This is a genomic window from Candidatus Symbiopectobacterium endolongispinus, assembly GCF_018777385.1.
GTDB classification, from domain to species: domain Bacteria; phylum Pseudomonadota; class Gammaproteobacteria; order Enterobacterales; family Enterobacteriaceae; genus Symbiopectobacterium; species Symbiopectobacterium endolongispinus.
In genome coordinates, this window is record NZ_JAFJYB010000001.1 from 1 (window position 1) to 17,716 (window position 17,716).

Consider the following 17,716-nt stretch of genomic DNA (forward strand, 5'->3'; position numbering starts at 1 on the left):
CATTCTGCTGGTGTAGCTGACGACATTGAACGGCACATCGCGCGCGTTTTGCTGACCGAGGAAACCAACACGTCCCCCGTTGGCAATCTGTCCATCCAGATAAGCAAGTACCAACTGATCGCCACTCGCCAGAATAAAAGTCAGCAGGGTAGAAAATACGGTGCTCAGAGCAATCCCCACCAAAAGAAGGCGACTGGAAGAATAACCGCCACGGTTTGCCAGCAGCATAATCAGCAGCAGTGTGCCACCCGCGCCGGCACTGCCGGCCAGCCAACGCCACGATGACACATCCCCCGGAACCAATAACAGCAGCAGAACCACGCCAAAAGCGGCCCCCGAGGTGACCCCCAATACTTCCGGGCTGGCCATTGGATTTCCCGTCAACTTCTGCATCAAGGCGCCCGCAACAGCAAGCATCGCACCGGCCGAAAGCGCGGCAACTACGCGCGGCCAGCGCCAGTGCCACATCTCATGCAGCGACCAGTACCAACCGTTTTGATCCTGTCCGCTGCCCAACGCGATCAGCAACAGAAACAGCAGCAACGCAGCGTAGAGGGTCAATAACGGCATGCTCAGCGCGCGTTCACGCACAGATTGACGAACGGTGTCCACCGAAGGCACATTCACATGGCGCAGGTGTGGCAGTAGCCACAACATGACCGGCGCGCCCACCAGCGCGGTCGCAACCCCTGTCGGCACCTCGCGCCAGTAGCGTGCGAGCAGAATAATGCACTGATCGCTGATGACCAGCAGCAATGCCCCCACCAGCATCGCCAACGCAAGCTGTGGGCCTAACCTTCTGGCACCCAACATGCGTGCCAGTAACGGTGCAAATAGACCAATAAAACCGATAACACCCGCTACGCTCACTAGCATGGCGCTTAGCACCATGGCGATACCCACCCCAGCAATACGCGCCATAGTCAGGTTTACTCCCAGACTGCGGATAACAGCGTCGTCCAATGCCAGCATTGCCAACGGACGGATCATGAGTAACACGATAACCAAGCCGATCAGCATCCGGGACCAAAGGAACGAAACAGCGCTCCAGTCATACTGATTAAGCATACTGCTGCCACACAGGAACAGGCTTTGCAAACGTTCATGGTTGAACAGCGTCAGTAAGCTTTTCGCCGCACCACAATACAGCCCCACCACCAATCCGGCGAGAATCAGGGTAATGGGCGACATTCGCCGCCCCGATGCCACACCAAACACAATGGCACCCGCGGCTATTGCACCAACAATAGTCGCCAACTGTCGCGTTGTCTCTCCACCAGGCAAGGCCCACAGCGTTGCCAAGGCCAAGCATAATTGCGCGCCAGCGGAAACGCCAAGCGTCGCGGGCTCCGCCAACTGGTTACGCAAAATTTGCTGAAACAATACGCCAACCAGTCCCAACGAGGAACCGACCAGCAGCGACAGCACCGTCCGGGGCAGCAGGCTGAAATGAAACAACATCTGGTTGGCATCTTGCCCATCTGGGCTCCACACGCTGCGCCACCACAAAGGTGCTGGTACCAACTGACTAAAATTCACACCGGTCAGCCCAATCGCCACCAACGCCAGTGCAGATAGCCACAGCAGGCCAAAAGTTCTAATGACTTCGACTCCAACGCCTGCACCAGAAGCCGTGCAAAGCGTAGCGCCGAGAACGTTGCACCGTAAAACCAGACCGCAGGCAAGGTCTGCCAGCGGTTGTCCCGAACAAAGGGCATCATGCGCCACAGCGCTGATTGGGACACCGCATCCAGCAGTGCGGTATCGCCCTGAACAAAGAACAGCGCTTGCACATCTTCGTAGCGCACTAGACGCTCAATGCCGACCACAGTACTCCCCCCAAAAGTTGGTTTCCTCCTGCCAGGCATTGGCTAAGCCGAGCCGGGTGAGCACGTTTTAAACAAGCTGTTATGGCCCATAACCAGCGCACGGCGGCTATCAAGCAGCGAGAACAGCAGCAAAGGACGAGGCGAATAAGCACGAAGACGTTGTGCAAGGATGTCCAGCTCACGATCAAATTCGAGCAGATGCTGCTCCGCAACATGCATCAGGTTCAAGCGTTGACCGAGCAAAAGCAGATCGCGCCTGGCTGCATCAAGCGGTTGGTGCTGTGCATCGCGAAAACCCGAAGCGAAGCAAGGTGCCAAACGGGTCAATGGTTCAATATCGGGCCCAAAGCCCTGTGACACCAGAAACAGAGAGGGATTGAGGCGTTGCAACAATTCCATATTGGGCTCATTGCGTAACCCGACATCAATAACACAGTGAGACAACGCCGGCTCGACCACCCAACGGTGATAATTCCCCTTCTCCGCCACGGCAAGCGGGGTAATGCCCAGTGCCATCAACAATTCTACCGGTCGCCACTCCAGCGCAATAATCCGTTCGAGGCTGACAATAGGGTCAGACGCCGAGACAAAGCCCGACGTCAACCATGGAGAGAGCGCTGCCAGTTTCAATAAATTACGGCGAGAAAAGGCACCCGATAAGCCAATCATAAGAAAAGTAATTATTATCATTCCAATTTTGGTCGTATTATGCAAAATCCTCCTTCTGTTGCCAATGCCCCATCGGAGTCGGTGTGAATAGCTGTGGCCTAGAACAACATGCCGAAATCAGACGCGTAATAGAAACGCGTTTTTTGATCTCTGCGCCTGACGGGGCCGCACTCTTTCCCACTGCGCAACTGCAAGCGCCGCTAACAGCGGGAATACCATCATGGTTGCACGCGCTGACCCAAGGACAGCCAGAGCAGGCGATTCCCTACCTGATATCCAGATGGTCGCAGTGGTATTTTGCGTTACTGGTTGCACCCTGGGTCTATGTACATCTGCGCCATCAGTGGCAACTCCCTTATCATCTGGCTGACATTGCTTATGTGCAAAGCGAACAAGGTACGCCACAACGCTTTGTTCTCTCCTCGCTCGGCAGCCCGGTTGAGGAGCGCGAGTGGCAGGCTTTTTTACCGCTGATCGATGAACACATCGCTCCCGTATGCCAACAGCTCTCCGTACTCTCAGGGCTAAGTGCAGCTCTGTTTTGGAATAATGCTGGCGTGCGTTTTTACCAAGGGATGAATCAGGCAGAACAAGAAGGTGCGGATGTGCGCCACGCCGCAGATTTACTCGATAGACCAGTGCTTGCCAACGGCGAAAAAAGTCTGTATCAACCGATCCGCTTACGTACCCTTCCCTCTGGTGAGCAAAAAAAAAGAGCGGCGTCACTGCTGTCTGATTTATCGTCTGGAAGGCGGTGTGCTCTGCCCGAGTTGCCCGCGTCTGCGCGCAGAACACCGCAAAGACACAACATATGTAAAGGGCTGACCACATTTTGCTGCTGCACTAATCACAATAACGCGATACGGATAACTGAAATTTTGTTTCTTTTTTTTCATACTCTAATTTCACATTAACGCAATGAATCTGCGTTCCTTTATCCCTGTGAATGAGGTAAAAAAAATGAAAAAATACGCTCTGGTCACTGCCTGTGTGTTAGGCCTGTTTTCCCTCTCTTCTACCGCAGCGCAAGTCACCAATGTTACCGCTTCCGGCTATGACTCCGATAAGGGCCATACCCCTGCCAACATTACTGATGGTAATAACAAAACGCGCTGGGCGGTAAACGGTGAAGGTTGGGTGCAGTTGGAACTCGATAAGGCGCAATCCATTGAAAACTTTGTCTTGGTGCCGTTCAAAGCGGAAGAGCGCAAGCTGAAGTTCTCTGTTTCCTACTCCGCCGACGGCAAGAGCTGGACCAAACTGGCTGATAATCTGGTCACGTCTAACGATGCCAAAGAGGGCGAGAAATTCACCTTCCCGGCGGTCAACGCGCGCTTTATCAAGCTGGAAACGTTTGGCACCGATACTAATAAATGGAGTGCCATCAACGAAATCACGTTTAACAGCGAAGCGCAGGTTCCTACGCGGGCCATTAAATAACCCTGACTGAGTTGTCATAACGTTGTTCTGATAACAAAAAGCCCCGGCCAAACAGGTGCCGGGGCTTTTTTATGACCGTTACGAATAGGATTAGCGGCGATCACCCAACAGCACAGATTCCAGCGCAATGGTGATCATGTCGTTAAACGCGGTTTGGCGTTCGTGCGACGTGGTCTGTTCACCGGTGCGAATATGGTCAGAGACGGTGCAAATAGCCAACGCTTTGGCACCAAACTCAGCAGCTACGCCATAAATCCCCGCCGCTTCCATTTCTACGCCAAGAATGCCGTATTTTTCCATCACGTCGAACATCTGCGGGTCTGGCGTGTAGAACAGATCAGCAGAGAACAGGTTACCCACCCGAACGGTGATGCCTTTATCCTGAGCTGCGTCAACCGCATTACGCACCAGATCGAAATCGGCAATAGCGGCAAAGTCATGATCTTTAAAGCGCAGACGATTTACTTTTGAATCCGTACACGCGCCCATGCCAATCACCACATCATACAACTTCACATCCTCGCGCACCGCACCGCAGGAGCCAACACGAATGATGGTTTTCACATCGTATTCCGTGATCAGTTCTTTGGTATAGATAGAGCAGGACGGAATACCCATACCGTGCCCCATCACCGAAATCGCGCGCCCTTTGTAACTGCCGGTATAACCCAGCATGCCGCGCACATTGTTGACTTCACGGGCATTTTCAAAAAAGGTTTCGGCAATGTACTTCGCACGCAGCGGATCGCCCGGCATCAGTACAACATCGGCAAAATCCCCTTTTTCCGCATTGATATGTGGCGTTGCCATTCTTTGATTCCTTATAGAGTACGTCGAGTGAATTCAGTAAATACCAGCGATCACAGCATCGAGGTGCCGTAGTCCATATCTGACACGCCAAAATAGTGCGCCAACGTTTGACCGACATCAGCAAACGTGGTGCGGTGCCCGAGTGAACCAGGCGTCACCGTCGGCCCGTAGATCAATACCGGCACATGTTCACGGGTGTGATCGGTGCCCGGCCAGGTAGGATCGCAACCGTGATCGGCGGTCAGAATCAGAATATCGCACTGTTTAACCCGCGCCAGCATTTCCGGCAAGCGGCGATCGAACAGTTCCAATGCCGCTGCATAGCCAGCAACATCACGTCGGTGACCATAGGAAGAGTCAAAATCAACGAAATTGGTAAACACGATGGTATCGTCGCCTGCGGCATCCATCTCTTTCAACGTGGCATCAAACAACGCATCAATACCGGTCGCTTTGACCTTCTTGGTGATCCCAACCTGGGCATAGATATCGGCAATCTTGCCAACGGAAACCACCTGCCCGCCTTTTTCATCCACCAGTTTTTTCAGTACGGTAGGCGCAGGGGGTTCTACGGCCAAATCGTGACGGTTACCGGTGCGCTGGAAGTTTTCCGGCTTGTCGCCAATAAAAGGGCGAGCGATAACACGCCCGATGTTGTAGCCCCCTTCGGTGAGCGCCTCGCGCGCGATTTCGCACAGTTCATACAACCGGTCCAGCCCGAAGGTCTCTTCGTGACAGGCTATTTGGAACACCGAGTCGGCAGAGGTATAGAAAATCGGTTTCCCGGTTTTCATGTGCTCTTCACCCAGTTGCTCGAGGATAACGGTGCCGGATGAGTGACAATTACCCAGATATCCAGGCAGATTGGAGCGTTCCACCAACAAATCCAGCAATGCCTGCGGGAAGCTGTTTTCCTGATCGCAGAAATAGCCCCAATCGAACAGCACCGGCACTCCTGCCAGTTCCCAATGGCCCGACGGCGTGTCTTTACCGGAGGAGATTTCACTGGCATGCGCATACGCACCGATGATGTCTGCCTTAGCATCCAATCCCGCAGGGAAATGCCCGGTAGAGGCTTCCGCCGCCTTGCCCAACCCCAAACGGGTTAAGTTCGGCAAATGGAGTGTCCCGGTACGACCTTGATTGGCTTTGTCCTCGGCGCAGGCTTGCGCAATGTGACCAAGGGTATCAGAACCGGCATCGCCAAAACGCGCCGCATCTGCGCTGCTACCGATGCCGAATGAATCCAGAACCATAATAAATGCACGTTTCATTGTTTTCTCTCATCTTTCGTAAGCGACGTTTGCGTTGCTCAATGTTGCCCAAGTGACTCACGGTTAATCAGCCTGATCGGCACCGATGCAGCGATAAACCATCGGCATGGCTATTGGCGGTTCATCACCTATGCTGATGGCGGCTCGAACCGCCTGCGCCGCCGCTTGCCACGCGGTTTCACTGTTGGCATGAATCACCGCCAGGGGACGCAAGGCGTCCACGCTATCGCCCAGGCTCACCACGGCGTCTAACCCGACGCTGTGATCGATAGCGTCCCCCGCCTGACGGCGCCCGCCGCCTAGCGCGACCACCGCCATGCCGAGTGCCCGGGTGTCCATCGCAGTAATGACACCGCTGCGGGTGGCAAATACCGGTTTACTGAGCACGGCTGCCGGTACATAAGCGCCCATCTGTTCGACAAAATCCGTTGGCCCACCCTGGGCTGCCACCATACGGCCAAATACTTCAGCGGCGCGCCCATTATCCAGCACCGCTTGCAGACGCTGGCGCGCCTCATCCGAGTTTTCAGCCAGACGGCCTGCCAGCAACATCTCAATGCAAAGTGACATGGTAACATCATACAGCCGGGAATTACGGTGCTCACCCGTTAAAAACCGTACGGCTTCACGGACTTCCAACGCATTACCCGCACTCGACGCCAGCACCTGATTCATGTCGGTTAACAGCGCCGTGGTGCGGCAACCCGCTCGGTTTGCTACGCTAACGATGGATTGCGCCAGCTGTTCCGACAGCGCGTAAGTGGGTATAAAGGCGCCCGACCCAACTTTGACGTCCATCACCAACGCATCCAGTCCTTCCGCCAGCTTTTTACACAGTATTGAGGCGGTGATCAATGGGATAGAGTCGACCGTTGCGGTGATATCTCGCGTGGCGTAAAAACGCTTATCGGCAGGTGCCAAAGAACGGGTTTGTCCGATGATCGCCACGCCGACCTGGCGGATGATGTAGCGAAACTGATCGTCTTCAGGGAAAATGTTAAGGCCGGGTATAGACTCCAGTTTATCCAAAGTCCCGCCTGTGTGGCCCAAACCACGCCCAGATATCATCGGCACATAGCCGCCGCACGCCGCCACCATAGGCCCCAGCATCAGGGAGGTGACATCACCTACGCCGCCGGTCGAATGCTTATCCACCAGAGGACCATTCAAGTTGAGATCGTCCCAGTGTAATCGGCTGCCCGAATCGCGCATAGCCAGCGTTAGCGCCACGCGCTCATCCATGGTCATATCGCGAAAACAGATAGCCATCGCCAGCGCGGCGATCTGCCCTTCCGAGACGCTGTTATCACATATCCCATTAATGAAAAAACGAATTTCATCTTCGCTCAGCGTCTTGCCATCACGCTTGTTGCGAATGATTTCCTGAGTCAGAAACACAGCCATGCCTCCCGATCAAACTGCCGTAATGCTTCACGCAATCAGTAGCCCGGCGACGAGGAAGCGCCATTCTGTCCCAACGTGGTAAGGAGATCGCCCAACAGGCCGGATGCGCCAAAGCGAAAGTGACGGGCATCGGCCCAACCTTCACCCATGATGTCATCAGCCAGTTTCAGGTAAATCGCCGCATCCTGTGCGGTGCGCACACCGCCTGAGGCTTTGAAGCCCACGCGGTCGCCGACGTTTTTATCACGGAGGGTTTGCAGCATGATTTCAGCACTGTGCGGCGTCGCGTTAACCGCCACTTTCCCCGTGGAGGTTTTAATAAAATCGGCACCGGCGTCGATGGCTATTTCACTCGCCTGACGAATCAAGGCATCGGTTTTCAATTCACCGCTTTCAATAATCACTTTCAGCACCACGCCAGCCTTCTGACACAGTGTATGGCAGGCAGCCACCAGCGTATGGCCAGTTTCCGTGTCCCCAGCCATTAATGCACGATAGGGAAACACCACGTCCACTTCATCAGCACCATAGGCTATCGCCGCCATGGTTTCCGCACAGGCGATATCAATATCATCACCGCCCTCAGGGAAGTTGGTCACGGTTGCAATGCGGATCTCTGGCGTGCCCTGCTCATGCAGCGTTTTACGCGCCAGGGGGATAAAACGGGGATAAATACAGATGGCGGCCGTGTTTCCTGCCGCGCTGCGCGCCTGCTGACAGAGTGCGATCACCCGCGCTGGTGTGTCATCATCGTTCAGGGTGGTCAAATCCATTAGCCCCAGCGCACGTTGCGCTACAGCAGTTAAGTCAGTCATAGCAATATCCTGTATGTTATGGTTTTTCACGCTTTATTGTAAGAATAATAACAAAAAATAAGTTTAATATAATTTAAACAACATTAATGCGGTGAGAGTCACTCTTCCACCACGGCTCTATAAGTATAAGACGGGAGGAGAGATCGCGACGTGCCGTAGGCTATTAATGTGAGCGGCAAGGACGTTATATACCCTAAATAATTCGAGTTGCAGGAAGGCGGCAAGCGAGTGAATCCCGATGAGCTTACTCAAGTAAGTGATTCGGGTGAATGAGCGTAGCCAACGCACATGCAACTTGAAATATGACAGGTATAACGGGTTAGAGAGAAACACATCCTTGTGTTTCGCGTAGTGATAATCAGATGCGGAATGCACCGACAGCCATGCTGAACTCTTCTGCACGCTCGGCCAGTGAACTGGCAGCTGCGGCGGATTCATTCACCAACACCGCGTTCTGCTGTGTGACTGTCTCCATTTGTGAAATCGCCGTATTAATTTTCCCAATCCCTAAACTTTGCTCATGGCTGGCAGTTGAAATTTCGGTCACCAATGAGGCTACCTGCTTAATCTCCGCCACCACTTCTTGAATGGCATTACCTGCATTCCTGACGACATGGCGGCCTTGACTTACTTGTTGAACCGAGGCGTTGATGAGCTCATTAATCTCTTTAGCCGCACTGGCGCTGCGCCAGCGAGCGCACCTCTCCGGCTACCACGGCAAAACGCGCCCTTGTTCACCGGCTATCGCCGCCTCTACCGCGGCGTTAAGTGCCAGAATATTGGTTTGAAACGAGATGCCTTCAATCACGTTAATGATGTTGGTAATTTTCTGTGATGAGGTCACCATCAGCTCCATCGCGGCAGTCGCCTCCACCATCATGTTTCCTCCCTTGACGGCCTGCTGAGAGGCAGAAACCGCCAGTTGGCTGGCATGTGCGGCATTGGTCGCATTCAGCGTCACCGACGATGTGATTTGCTCCATTGAGGCGGCAGTCTCTTCCAAAGAACTGGCCTGTTGCTCGGTGCGAGGTCGATATTACCGCTACTGATCTGGCCGGACGCCGCGGCAATGATATCGGCATTGCGGTGAACGCGTTCAACGATGCCGGTCAGGTTCAGCATCATCTCTTGTAACGCCGTCTGAAGCTGTCCCATTTCATCACGCGACGTGATCTCGACCTGGTGTGTAAGATCGCCACCCGCAACGCTCCTCGCCAATTCCACCGCATGTTTGATAGGAACTGCAATCGACATAATCAATCGCCAGCCGGAAAGAGCCACAATCAAGACACCGGCCAAAAAAATAATCACAACCATTGATAATATCTGGCTAAAATCATTTTGAGATTCAGAATATAGTGCACTACCGACGTCAGATTGAAGCTTAATAAGCTGGTCGATAACCTGTTGCTGCGGCAAATACTCTTTTTTTAGCAAATGATTAATAATATCTTCCAGCGTATCTTTGTCATGGTTCTTTATGGCATTGATAGCAGGAATAATAACGTTTTGATAATAGGTTTGGCGCAACGCTGCATATTTTTCAAACAACGTTTTCTCTTCGCCCGTCAGATAGGTATTACTGTATAGCGTCCATTGTTGGTTATAGGTTTTAAGTGCATTCTCAATCTGATTGAGTGGGGTCTTCCCCTATCATGGTGGGAGACTCATAACAACATGTTTAACCTGCCGTAATGGAACATCACTGCCACCTTAAAGCGTTCTTTGTTCCGGTATCCTCTGGACTTGATCCGCAGCAGCCTTATCTTGCTGTTTAGTGACTCTGCATTACCGTTTGATACCCTGTGTTTCATGGCATTCAGGATCCCGTACAGTCGTTTACGTAACGTCCGGGCGGCGCTGCTTAGTAGCGGGACACCAACGTCTTTTGCCATCCCTATCCATTCCAGCCACAGACGCCTGCTGTGTTCGTCATACCGGCGGTTCCAGAGTTCCCGGGCCAGCGCCTTCATTGCCCAGCAACGGCTGGTATCAGGCAGAACCATCTGCGCTGCTTCCAGTCTTTCTGCTATTCGACCATGACGTTTATGGCGACCGTACAACCACAGATAACGGGAACGATGTGCACTTTTTCGTGCCGGTAACGGGATGGTTTTCATCTCCAACTGTCGTGTTTTATCTACGACGGCACAGAGCATTTTCGCTACATGGAAGTGGTCGAACGCGATCTTCTCCACCGCGTTAGGCAGATGGAGCCGCGCTGCGCTTATATAGGATAGATTCATGTCCATCGACAGGGTTTTAATGGATTCAATCTGGCGGTCACCCAGACTCCGGAGATAGCCAGCAAGACTTTCAACTCCGCGATCATCTTTGAGTTCCAATGCCTGTCCTTGGGTATCAGAGATAACGGTGACGTACTGATGCCCCTTTTTGAAAGCGACCTCATCAACACAGAGATGACGTGCGGCCTGAGGTGTTTTTCGACGGGCCAGTCCACGCTTAACCGCCCGTTGCATAATATTATCGACAGCATTCCAGCTCAGCCTCAGCTGTTTCCTGACGGCATCCACGGTGCTGATTTTCAGCCATGAGATAACGAACGACTCGAACAACAGCGTATACCGGCTACCGGGGCCGGCCCATGGAACAGACAGCGTCTGGTAGCCATGCTCCGGGCACATAATACGGGGTACATCAGCTTCGACTATTGTCGCGAACTGACAGGTATCGAGATGGCGCCATTTACGATGTCGGTGATCGTGAATAGGACAAGATTTCCCGCAGGTTGGACAGGTTAACTGAGTGTTTTTCGCAATCTCAACTGTAACGGTAACAGAACCGGCATTTTCATCGAGAGAAAGAGACTTTACCTGCCACGGAATAGACAGGTTGAGGATATGAGCGTAGAGAGACTTTTCGTCCATGGTGGTGACCTCTGGCGATTTAATACGCCATTATCATGCCTTCAGCCACCACAACAAGGGAAGACCCTGAAAACAGCAGGCAAACAGCTTATCACCGATGAAAAAGGAAAAGTCGTAGGACTCATGGCAGAAAGCTCTGCCGGTGAATCCATTCGTATCAATGCCAAAACCGTGGTTATTGCCACCGGTGGTTTCGGCAGCAATAAAGAGATGCTGACCGAGTATACCCGCTTCCCCGATGTGGAAGTGGTTGGTATCCCGGGGAAAGTGGGTGACGGCATTAAAATGGCCTGGGCAGCCGGCGCAGCAAAAGATGGTCGTGAATTTATCAATATGTCCTATCGTCCGGGGCCGTCAAAATAGTCCACCACCAACCATTACGCGGCTTCTGCTAAACAGCCCCATTTGTGGCTAAACACCAAGGGCGAACGATTCACCAACGAAGCCAAATTGAGCAGTGGCCTTTTGCTGGTAATGCCCTGGAAAATCAGGGTGGAACGATGTTTGTGTTGTATGACGAGGACACCAAAAACTACATGGTCGATCACGGCATTGATGTTGGCGTTGGCGTGATGGTCCCCGTTGCCACCAAACTCACTAAACTGGAAGAGCACTTTGCAAAAGGCGAGGCGGCCGGCAAAGCGTTCCGTGCGAACTCCATCAAAGAGCTGGCGCAAAAAACCGGCATGGATTATCAAACGCTGAAAGACAACATTGAGCGTTACAACCAATTTTGCAACGTCCGCCACGATGAAGATTTCGTGAAAGATGCCCGCTATCTGCGTCCTGTTGTGAAAGCACCCTTCTATGCGGTGAAGAGCGTGGCAACCTCACTCGGTACCTTGGGCGGCGTGAAGGTGAACGAAAAATTGCAGGCGGTTGATGATAAAAACGTCCCTGTTTCTGGTCTGTGCGTGATCGGCAACGATGCCGGAGGCATGTACGGTGACAGTTACGATCTGGTGATGGCAGGCAGCACCGTTGGCTTTGCTATCAACTCGGCGCGCATTGCGGCGGAAAACATTGCGCAAGACCTGGGGGCAAAAAAGCCACTGGTCATGAAAGCCAGCGATAAAAAGAGTTAATTGCTTTCCTCCTGACATGCACTCACAGATTCACTCGGGTTGATTCAGCCTGAGTGAATCAACTTGCGATTGTAATAAAGGTTAATCATTTCATAACAGTGTTTTCAATAAACGCCTTTAACTTCCTCTCTCATCGATTATTTTATGCAACATGTCAACGACGTTATTTACCTTTCTTTATTCCTGCTGTCCTCGGGTGTAAAAATGCACGGGTAAATGAACGCGGTGAATTTAACAAAATGTGGTTTGACGCGGTAGTAATTCCAAACAGGAAACGGCAAACTGATGCGCATAATCGTACTCGATGTTGATTAATCGCTTTCTTTTACAATGAATTATATTTTGATGTGCTTATATCATTCCATAAAACAGGGAAATAATAATGAGACACATTTTCCACCAAATGCCCTGGATATACCCGAAAGATATTGTTGAACTTCGCGAATTATATCAACGACATGGAACTCTGGATCATTATAAGAAAGGCACCATCATCAAGGGTCGTGGGGAGTCGCAGCGGTTATTCTATTTGGTTAATGGGCTCTGTATGTATTATGCCAACTATGTCGAAAATAATCCGATGTCATTCTCACTGGTGCTGCCAGAACGCACGATGGGAGATATTACTTGTATTACCAAGCAGCATGTTAATGTCACCACCATTGTGATCCGCGATGCGGATATTCTGGTGGTACCACCCGATATTTTACTGGATGCCATGCGGCAGGATGCTGAACTGGCGATAAAAATATGCCGTCACGTTGTGGCCAAGCAGGAGAGCAGCTTGGAGGCGGTAATCACCAACACCAGTTGTGAACCCACACAACGCCTTAAAATTTTACTTAAAAGTATGTTACTGGAAGGTGGAATTGAGCCTAAAAACAGACTGGTATACTGTGCCGCTGACGTTGACCCATGAGGAATATGGCCAGATCATCAACGTGACTCGCGTCACCATTTCCAGAATACTGGCACATTGGCAAAGTGAAGGGCTGATATGTCGGGAAAATAAAACGATCATTGTCCATCATCAGCTGTTTGATGATGTGTATGACTGGCTTAGTTATTTTTCTGAAAAATAACCTTTCATTACCGCGTAAAAAACACCGCGTTGCCTATACTGGCAGATGGTTGTAAGCCAGCCACACCGAATCTTCTCACCAATAATGCTCACTGGTAATATGCCCCGGACGGCGACGCAGGTGCTTGGTCATCTCCCGTTGTTCTTTCAGGCATTGCTGGGTATCGCGCGCCATTTGCGGGTTACCGCACAGCATCACATGGCTGGTTTGCGCATTTAGTGGCAACCCGACCGCCTTCTCCAACGCCCCGCTGCTGATAAGCGCCGGAACGCGTCCTGTCAGGAAGCCTACCTGTGTTTCCCGGCTGATGACCGTTTGTATCCGCAGTTTATCGCCGTAACGCTGCTGTAGCTGCTGCATCTTGGGTAAGTAGCTAAGGTCATTGGCAAAACGCGCCGCGTGCACCAATACGATGTGCTTGAAACGCTCCAGATCTTTCCCTTCCTCTAAAATCGACAGATAAGGGCCGATAGCGGTGCCGGTCGCGAGCATCCACAGCGTGTCGCAGTCAGGGATTTCTTCCAGTACAAAGAAACCTGCCGCCTCTTTGGTGATTTCCAGTGGCATTCCGGATTGCAGAGCATGCAAATGCGGGCTGGACTTGCCGTCCGGCACCGTGACCAGATAAAACTCAAGAATGGGATTACTGGGGGCATTCACGTAGGAATAGGCGCGTTGAATGCGTTCGCCGCCAATTTCCAATCCCAGTTTGGCGTACTGGCCCGCAGTGAACGCGGCAATCGGCGCCTGAACCTGAATGCTGAAAAGGCTGTCCGTCCAATTTGTTACCTGAATAACGTTACCGGTTACCCACTCTGCCATAGTGCTGTGCTCCTGATGTTTTTCGGCCACTCAGGCCATCCCCTCACAAAACGGTGCGTCAGGGGAGAGGGCCTTTACGATACGCGATTTTTTAACAACAGTGAAGCAATCAATACAATAGACGTTGTGCATTCATGCTATTACAGCAGGAAGTCATGCAACGCGGGATCTTTGCGATCGAGATAATGTGTTGAACGAATACGCCGGATGGTGCGTGATTTGCCGCGAATCAGCAGGGTTTCGGTGGTGGCGATGTTACCCCGACGGACAATCCCTTCCAACAGGTCGCCTTTGGTGATGCCGGTAGCCGAGAAGATCACGTTGTCATTACGCGCCATATCGCTCAGAGTGAGTACACGTCCGGCTTCGATCCCCATTTCTGCACAACGTTCCAGCTCGCGCTCGCCCAAACGGCGGTTTTCCTCACTGTCCCCTTTAACCTGGTGACGAGCCAGCAGGCGACCTTGCATATCGCCATCCAGCGCACGGATCACCGCAGCGGAAATCACCCCTTCCGGCGCGCCGCCTATGCCATACAGCACATCGACTTCGCTGTCAGGCATACAGGTCAGAATTGAGGCCGCGACATCACCGTCGGGAATAGCAAACACTTTCACGCCCAGTTGTTGCATCTCGGCAATCACCCCATAGTGGCGCGGTTTCGCCAGTGTGATCACCGTAAGCTGCTGTAACGGTTTGCCAATTTTGATGGCGATGTTGCGCAGATTATCCGCCAGTGGCAGTGCCAGATTGATAGCACCTTTGGCCTGAGGGCCGACGATCAGCTTTTCCATGTACATGTCGGGCGCGTGCAGAAAGGTATCTTTTTCACCGACGGCCAGTACGGCAAGCGCATTGGCTTGCCCCATCGCCGTCATTCGTGTGCCTTCAATGGGATCGACGGCGATATCCACCGCATCACCCACGCCGGTGCCGACTTGCTCACCGATGTAAAGCATGGGGGCTTCGTCGATTTCGCCTTCACCGATCAATGGCGGGTGTCGTGGCTTGCCCAATATCCAAGCCGTGGAAACCGGAAATCGCGATGTGACCCGGTATGTTAAGCGACAGGCGCAGGCACTCTTGCAATACCCCAACGGCGATATCGTCATTGGTACAGAAGATGGCATCTACCTGTGGATACATCTGGCGTATCAGTGCCAGCATATCAGCACCAATCGACACAGAAGAGACCTTGTTGGGCGAAATTTGCATAGGTTCCAGTCCCGCTTCCTGCATGGCGCGGCTATAGCCTTGATAGCGCTTGCGGTCGCGCACGTCGGACATGGAACCAAAGTAGAGCACGTGGCGTTTACCGCTGGCCAGCATCGCCACCGTCATATCATAGGCGGCCTGCGTATTGTTGAACCCGACCACAATGCGGCCTGGCAACGGCTCCAGATCCATCACTTGAGCGACGGGAATATTGGCGGAATCGAGGTATTTGTTGGCGCGCAGCGTGTGTTCGGAGTCGGTAAGAATTAAGCCAGCAATGTTACAAGACAGCAGGTTAACGATCTGCTCTTCTTCCCGCGTTTTATCGTAGTTGTAATTGACCACCAGTGTTTGGTAGCCGTTCAGCGCGGTAACCGATTCAATCCCGGCCAACAGATCGGAGAAAATCTGGTTATTAAACGATGGTACCAGAATGCCGATGCGCGGGGCGGGCGCTTGTGTCGCCTCTTTACGCTCATCGGGGGTGTAATTCACTTCCGCCATCACCTGAGCGATGCGCTGCGCGGTTTCAGGCGACACTTTATCCGGCGTGCGCAGATAACGACTGACGGTCATCTTGGTGACGCCTGATAATTGTGCGATGTCCTGTAACGTAACGCGCTGGTTCTTCATGCAGGAAAGCCCAAGTGTCGCCTGATTCAAAACGAGGATTATGCACTGCCGCTCCGGGAAAAGGAAAGCGCGTTACTGGAATACCTCTCGTAACATGGCTGTGAGCGCAAAAATAATAAGTGTTTTTCGGGTGTTAGCGTGAGGGGGACGAACGGTAGCCGATATTTCAGTAAAAATACGCGCGAAGGATCACGTAAAAAGTAACCTCCTTTCGTAACATGATATTGAGTGATCTCTCTCACAGTTTTACTAGCAATAAACCGGTTTGATAATAGGGCGTCTGGCATTGGCGATGTTATTTGCGCCGCGGTTATTATTACGACAGCGACGCCCCACACGATCACTTATTGAGCCTTCTTTTCAGCGGGCTTTGAGTTTCTTATCGCTATCAATAGGACAAGCCGTTCTATTATTTATCGGGAAAGAATAATGAAAGATCTTTTTTCGTTAACAAATAAAAAAGTCCTTATTACGGGTTCAGCGCAGGGTATTGGTTTTCTGTTGGCGCAAGGTTTAGCCGAGCAAGGTGCTGATATTATTATAAACGATATTACTGACGATCGTGCCCAACATGCTGCCAGCCAATTACGTGATGCTGGGTTTGTGGCTGATGCCTGCGCCTTTGATGTGACCAACGGTCAGGCGGTTAATAACGCCATTGCTGATATTGAAGAAAATATTGGCGCAATTGACGTGCTGATAAATAATGCCGGCATCCAACGCCGTCACCCTTTCACTGAGTTTCCTGAAAATGAATGGGATGCGGTGATCGACGTCAATCAGAAATCCGTGTTTCTGGTTTCTCAGGCGGTATCTCGCTTTATGGTGAAACGGCAACGCGGCAAGATTATTAATATCTGCTCAATGCAGAGTGAGCTTGGGCGGGACACCATTACCCCCTATGCCGCCTCTAAAGGGGCGGTGAAAATTCTGACGCATGGTATGTGCGTTGAACTTGCGCGTTATAACATTCAGGTCAATGGCATTGCGCCGGGTTATTTCAAAACCGACATGACCAAAGCGCTGGTCGAGGATGAAGCCTTTACCCAATGGCTGGGTAAACGTACGTCCGCGGCGCGCTGGGGTAACCCGGAAGAGCTGATCGGCGCGGCGGTTTATCTCTCCTCACGGGCATCTGATTTTGTTAACGGACATCTGTTGTTTGTTGATGGCGGCATGCTGGTCGCCGTTTAAGCACGCGGTGTAACAAGGAGCCGTTATGGCAGGACAATGCGTGGTGATCATGGGCGTATCCAGCACGGGAAAATCGAGCGTGGGTGCGCAGTTGGTACAGCGGTTAGGGGCCAAGTTCATTGATGGTGGCGATCTGCACCCGCGTTACAATATTCTCAAGATGTCACAGGGGCTGGCGCTGAATGATGATGACCGTGAACCTTGGCTTGAGCGGTTGAACGATGTGATCTTCAGCCTGCAACAAAAGAATGAGACAGGCGTTCTGGTCTGTCCATCGCTGAAAAAACGCTACCGCGATCGGCTGAGGAAGTAAAATCACGGTATTACCTTTCTCTGGCTGACGGGAGATTACGCGCTGGTGCTAGCGCGTATGCAGCAGCGTAAAGGCCATTTCATGCCGGAAAGTTTGCTGAAAAGTCAGTTTATGGCACTGAAAACGCCACAGGCGGACGAACCGGATGTGGTGGCGATAGATATCGCTGTACCCGTCGACGGTGTGGTACAGCGCTGCATCAATGCGCTGACGCCTGAGCGATTACCCGTTGCCGGTTAATAA

15 protein-coding genes and 5 pseudogenes are annotated in these 17,716 nt (G+C 52.2%); 8 read left to right on the forward strand and 12 right to left on the reverse strand.

What is annotated here, in order from left to right; genetic code table 11:
- Window positions 1-1,560, reverse strand: a 1,560-nt coding sequence (locus JZM30_RS00005) for an iron ABC transporter permease (RefSeq protein WP_252317143.1), incomplete at its 3' end; no start/stop codon positions are given.
- Window positions 1,545-2,498: pseudogene (fhuD, locus tag JZM30_RS00010) on the reverse strand (Fe(3+)-hydroxamate ABC transporter substrate-binding protein FhuD). The pseudogene fhuD and the gene JZM30_RS00005, both read right to left, overlap by 16 nt.
- Window positions 2,499-2,581: 83 nt before the next feature.
- Between fhuD and fhuF the strand changes: the two are divergent.
- Together fhuF and JZM30_RS00020 are read left to right on the forward strand one after the other, a co-directional pair.
- Window positions 2,582-3,412 (forward strand): siderophore-iron reductase FhuF, encoded by an 831-nt coding sequence (fhuF, locus tag JZM30_RS00015; protein WP_252317144.1) that lies wholly within the window; start codon window positions 2,582-2,584, stop codon window positions 3,410-3,412.
- A gap of 46 nt (window positions 3,413-3,458) precedes the next feature.
- Window positions 3,459-3,938, forward strand: coding sequence for a discoidin domain-containing protein (locus tag JZM30_RS00020; protein WP_252317145.1), 480 nt, complete (start codon window positions 3,459-3,461; stop codon window positions 3,936-3,938).
- 90 nt (window positions 3,939-4,028) lie between these two features.
- Here the strand turns inward: JZM30_RS00020 and deoD are convergent, their stop codons facing one another.
- From deoD to JZM30_RS00055, 7 genes and pseudogenes are all read right to left on the reverse strand, one after another.
- A complete protein-coding gene (deoD, locus tag JZM30_RS00025; RefSeq protein ID WP_252317146.1) occupies window positions 4,029-4,748 on the reverse strand; it encodes a purine-nucleoside phosphorylase in 720 nt (239 codons plus the stop codon).
- Between the two features lie 50 nt (window positions 4,749-4,798).
- A complete protein-coding gene (deoB, locus tag JZM30_RS00030; protein ID WP_252317147.1) occupies window positions 4,799-6,022 on the reverse strand; it encodes a phosphopentomutase in 1,224 nt (407 codons plus the stop codon).
- 63 nt (window positions 6,023-6,085) lie between these two features.
- Window positions 6,086-7,420, reverse strand: a complete 1,335-nt coding sequence (gene deoA / locus JZM30_RS00035; protein WP_252317948.1) for a thymidine phosphorylase — start codon at window positions 7,418-7,420, stop codon at window positions 6,086-6,088.
- Between the two features lie 41 nt (window positions 7,421-7,461).
- On the reverse strand, window positions 7,462-8,241 hold the full coding sequence (gene deoC, locus JZM30_RS00040) for a deoxyribose-phosphate aldolase (protein ID WP_252317148.1): 780 nt from the start codon (window positions 8,239-8,241) through the stop codon (window positions 7,462-7,464).
- Window positions 8,242-8,599: 358 nt separating this feature from the next.
- A pseudogene (locus JZM30_RS00045) lies at window positions 8,600-9,223 on the reverse strand (methyl-accepting chemotaxis protein).
- Complete coding sequence (locus JZM30_RS23745; protein ID WP_252317949.1) at window positions 9,199-9,870, reverse strand: HAMP domain-containing protein; 672 nt, start codon at window positions 9,868-9,870, stop codon at window positions 9,199-9,201. Before JZM30_RS23745 ends, JZM30_RS00045 begins: the two are co-directional and overlap by 25 nt.
- A gap of 38 nt (window positions 9,871-9,908) precedes the next feature.
- Window positions 9,909-11,129, reverse strand: a complete 1,221-nt coding sequence (locus tag JZM30_RS00055; RefSeq protein ID WP_252317149.1) for an ISL3 family transposase — start codon at window positions 11,127-11,129, stop codon at window positions 9,909-9,911.
- On the opposite strand from JZM30_RS00055, the gene JZM30_RS23435 reads away from it, so the two are divergent.
- From JZM30_RS23435 to JZM30_RS24175, 4 genes are all read left to right on the forward strand, one after another.
- Window positions 11,103-11,492, forward strand: a complete 390-nt coding sequence (locus JZM30_RS23435; protein ID WP_286673411.1) for an FAD-binding protein — start codon at window positions 11,103-11,105, stop codon at window positions 11,490-11,492. The genes JZM30_RS00055 and JZM30_RS23435 overlap by 27 nt on opposite strands.
- Before the next feature lie 137 nt (window positions 11,493-11,629).
- Window positions 11,630-12,214: an FAD-binding protein gene (locus JZM30_RS00065; RefSeq protein WP_252317151.1), complete on the forward strand. Its 585-nt coding sequence runs from the start codon at window positions 11,630-11,632 to the stop codon at window positions 12,212-12,214.
- Between the two features lie 382 nt (window positions 12,215-12,596).
- Window positions 12,597-13,133 carry a Crp/Fnr family transcriptional regulator gene (locus tag JZM30_RS00070; protein ID WP_252317152.1) on the forward strand — a complete coding sequence of 179 codons (537 nt, stop codon included), beginning with the start codon at window positions 12,597-12,599 and terminating at the stop codon, window positions 13,131-13,133.
- Window positions 13,111-13,296, forward strand: coding sequence for a helix-turn-helix domain-containing protein (locus JZM30_RS24175; protein ID WP_368858829.1), 186 nt, complete (start codon window positions 13,111-13,113; stop codon window positions 13,294-13,296). The genes JZM30_RS00070 and JZM30_RS24175 overlap by 23 nt, the downstream gene beginning before the upstream one ends.
- Before the next feature lie 75 nt (window positions 13,297-13,371).
- On the opposite strand, the gene fpr is transcribed toward JZM30_RS24175, so the two are convergent.
- From fpr to JZM30_RS00085, 3 genes and pseudogenes are all read right to left on the reverse strand, one after another.
- Window positions 13,372-14,118, reverse strand: coding sequence for a ferredoxin--NADP(+) reductase (gene fpr / locus JZM30_RS00075; protein ID WP_252317950.1), 747 nt, complete (start codon window positions 14,116-14,118; stop codon window positions 13,372-13,374).
- Window positions 14,119-14,258: 140 nt separating this feature from the next.
- Window positions 14,259-15,110, reverse strand: a pseudogene (gene glpX, locus JZM30_RS00080) (class II fructose-bisphosphatase); the annotation flags it as partial.
- A pseudogene (locus JZM30_RS00085) lies at window positions 15,109-15,966 on the reverse strand (LacI family DNA-binding transcriptional regulator); the annotation flags it as partial. The pseudogenes JZM30_RS00085 and glpX, both read right to left, overlap by 2 nt.
- Window positions 15,967-16,395: 429 nt before the next feature.
- On the opposite strand from JZM30_RS00085, the gene idnO reads away from it, so the two are divergent.
- A complete protein-coding gene (gene idnO / locus JZM30_RS00090) occupies window positions 16,396-17,160 on the forward strand; it encodes a gluconate 5-dehydrogenase (protein ID WP_252317153.1) in 765 nt (254 codons plus the stop codon).
- Between the two features lie 25 nt (window positions 17,161-17,185).
- Window positions 17,186-17,713, forward strand: a pseudogene (locus tag JZM30_RS00095) (gluconokinase).
- Window positions 17,714-17,716: the final 3 nt, after the last annotated feature.

Coding starts and splice junctions, on each gene's coding strand:
- JZM30_RS00020 (WP_252317145.1), top strand. CDS start 3,459: ATGAAAAAATACGCTCTGGTCACTGCCTGTGTGTTAGGCCTGTTTTCC.
- deoD (WP_252317146.1), bottom strand. CDS start 4,748: ATGGCAACGCCACATATCAATGCGGAAAAAGGGGATTTTGCCGATGTT.
- deoB (WP_252317147.1), bottom strand. CDS start 6,022: ATGAAACGTGCATTTATTATGGTTCTGGATTCATTCGGCATCGGTAGC.
- deoC (WP_252317148.1), bottom strand. CDS start 8,241: ATGACTGACTTAACTGCTGTAGCGCAACGTGCGCTGGGGCTAATGGAT.
- JZM30_RS23435 (WP_286673411.1), top strand. CDS start 11,103: ATGAGCGTAGAGAGACTTTTCGTCCATGGTGGTGACCTCTGGCGATTT.
- JZM30_RS00055 (WP_252317149.1), bottom strand. CDS start 11,129: ATGGACGAAAAGTCTCTCTACGCTCATATCCTCAACCTGTCTATTCCG.
- JZM30_RS00065 (WP_252317151.1), top strand. CDS start 11,630: ATGTTTGTGTTGTATGACGAGGACACCAAAAACTACATGGTCGATCAC.
- JZM30_RS00070 (WP_252317152.1), top strand. CDS start 12,597: ATGAGACACATTTTCCACCAAATGCCCTGGATATACCCGAAAGATATT.
- fpr (WP_252317950.1), bottom strand. CDS start 14,118: ATGGCAGAGTGGGTAACCGGTAACGTTATTCAGGTAACAAATTGGACG.
- idnO (WP_252317153.1), top strand. CDS start 16,396: ATGAAAGATCTTTTTTCGTTAACAAATAAAAAAGTCCTTATTACGGGT.